This window comes from Holdemanella sp. (assembly GCF_056804935.1).
Window position 1 is genome coordinate 1 of sequence record NZ_DBMEXE010000253.1, and the last position, 2,142, is coordinate 2,142.

At 33.9% G+C, this 2,142-nt stretch carries 2 protein-coding genes; one reads left to right on the top strand and one right to left on the bottom strand.

Translation table 11 applies throughout. From position 1 onward, the window contains the following. Window positions 1–76: 76 nt before the first annotated feature. Complete coding sequence (locus tag ACZQCL_RS08975) at window positions 77–1,417, top strand: DUF2812 domain-containing protein (protein ID WP_482482901.1); 1,341 nt, start codon at window positions 77–79, stop codon at window positions 1,415–1,417. A gap of 24 nt (window positions 1,418–1,441) precedes the next feature. On the opposite strand, the gene ACZQCL_RS08980 is transcribed toward ACZQCL_RS08975, so the two are convergent. After that, window positions 1,442–2,142, bottom strand: a 701-nt coding sequence (locus tag ACZQCL_RS08980; protein WP_482482903.1) for a DeoR/GlpR family DNA-binding transcription regulator, incomplete at its 5' end; no start/stop codon positions are given.

A 2,142-nucleotide genomic window follows, 5' to 3' on the forward strand; every position in this document is an offset into this window, starting at 1 on the left:
GAAAACTGCACGTACGGTTCTTAGAGGAGTTTATCTCCAACTGTTTAAAAGATTATAGAAGGAGGTAAATTTACTTATGGCAAATGAAAATGAAAAGAATCCCAGTGCTTTAGAAGAGCTTAGACGTCTAAAAAGAACGGATCGAATTAAATCTTTAGATATACATGAACCAGAATTACATGATTTTAATGCTGAAAACATTTTCCATATTGATGAAGAGCCAGAAAAGAAAACCATCTTTGGAAAACGAAGTGCAAGAACACATGTAAAAATCAATGAGAATATTTTTGACGATGAAGTTGCAGAGTCAGTAGATATCACGCCTAGTACTTCAATTGAAGAAGTAGAGGCACCTATTGAAAAGCATGTTGTGGAAGAGCCAAAAGTAGATGATAAGCCATTGGTTGAAGAAAAACCAAAATTCATTGAAGAAGAACCAAAAGTGGTTGAAGAACCTGAAAAGATTGTTGTTGAAAACTTAGATGTAGATGATGAACCTAAAAAGATCGTTGTTGAAAAATTGGATGTTGATGATGATTTTACAACAGAATCAATTGAAAACGAATTGAAGTCTTTTAATGCGAAACCAATTGAGGAAGAACAGCCAGTTCAAGAAGTATTGGATGATGAAGAAGATTTTGAGGACGAATATGTGGATGACGATGAAGGTGAAGATGAAGATGAAGATCTTTATGAGGAAAGAAAGAAATTCTTATATGCGGAATATCCAAAAATAGAACAATATCTTCAAGATAAATCTAGTGAAGGTTATCACTTTGTGCGTCAAGAAGGAAAGAAATATTTCTTTAGAAAAGGTCAGCCAAAAACGTATTATTATTCAATGAACTATTTTGTGGATGAGCCAGATGCAGATCAATGGCGCGAGTGGGAATCTGATGGATGGAAATTGGTTTCTAAATCAGATGGTAAAAAGAAAAGTGATGCGGGTTGGTTTACTTTTAGAAACGAAGAAGAAGATGGAGAATATCGTAAAGAAATTGATAATGATTCAGAAAAATTCCGTTTCTTTAAGAAATATTCAAGTTCATGTCGCTCAACAATGTTCTTAGTGTTTATTTGTATGGCATGTTGCGTTGTGACAGGACTATTACAAGTGTATTTCCAAGGCTATTTAGCAGGAATCGCATTATGTGCAGGTCTATTCTTAATTTCATTTATTGTATTCTGCATGTATGGCAGAATGCTTAGAAAATCTAAGAAGAGGGCTCGTGAATTAAAATCTAAATTAAGGATTCGTGAAAGTCGTGCAATCGAAGAAAGTAAAGATTTCTATGATACTTCTGAAAGTGAAGAAGAATTAGATACAGATTGGAACACTTTAGAACAGCATACGGGTAAAGAAAAGAAACATCTATTCAGACGTGTAGATCGTGAAGATGATGAGGATGAAGAGTAAAAAGGAGGCAAATTTTGCCTCCTTTTAAACTGTCATGATTTGTACATATTGTTTGTAGTGTGATAAAACTTCATCATCAATGGTGTTGTCGGTAATTAAAGTGTCAAAGTTAAATAGATCATAATAAATATAGAAGTCGGCACGGTTGAATTTCTTGTTGTCGGCCAATAGATATTTATTTTTAGAATTATCTAATGCGATCTGTTGCGATTCACCTTCCTCTAATGAATAGGTTGTGATGGATGAATTGTAGATTCCGTTACAACTGATAAAGGCTTTATTATATTTTAATTTACCCAATACTAAATTTGTGATAGGACCTACAAATGTATTTGTGTTATCTCTGTAATCACCGCCAGTTAGTATGACTTCAGTAGGAGCGTGATTCACTAATATATTAAATACGGCAAGGCTATTTGTGATAACACGAATGTTTCTTCCTGTAAGTTGTTCAGCCAAAAATTGAATGGTTGTACCAGGACCTAAAAAAATAGATTCTCCTTCTGAAATAAGAGTTGCTGCTTTATGGGCAATTCTCTTTTTTTCTTCAATTTGCACAGACGATTTTTCAATGTGACTTAATTCGTGGTCCATTGAAAAAGAAAGGCTTTGTGCTCCACCATGAACTCTAAGTAATTTTCCGGATTTTTCTAATTCATCCAAATCTCTTCTTGCGGTCATATCTGACACACCTAATTCATCCATGATTTCTTGAATGGTAATGA

Bases quoted from the DNA above. Each gene is read 5' to 3' on its own strand.
- ACZQCL_RS08975 (WP_482482901.1), top strand. From the start codon at position 77: ATGGCAAATGAAAATGAAAAGAATCCCAGTGCTTTAGAAGAGCTTAGA.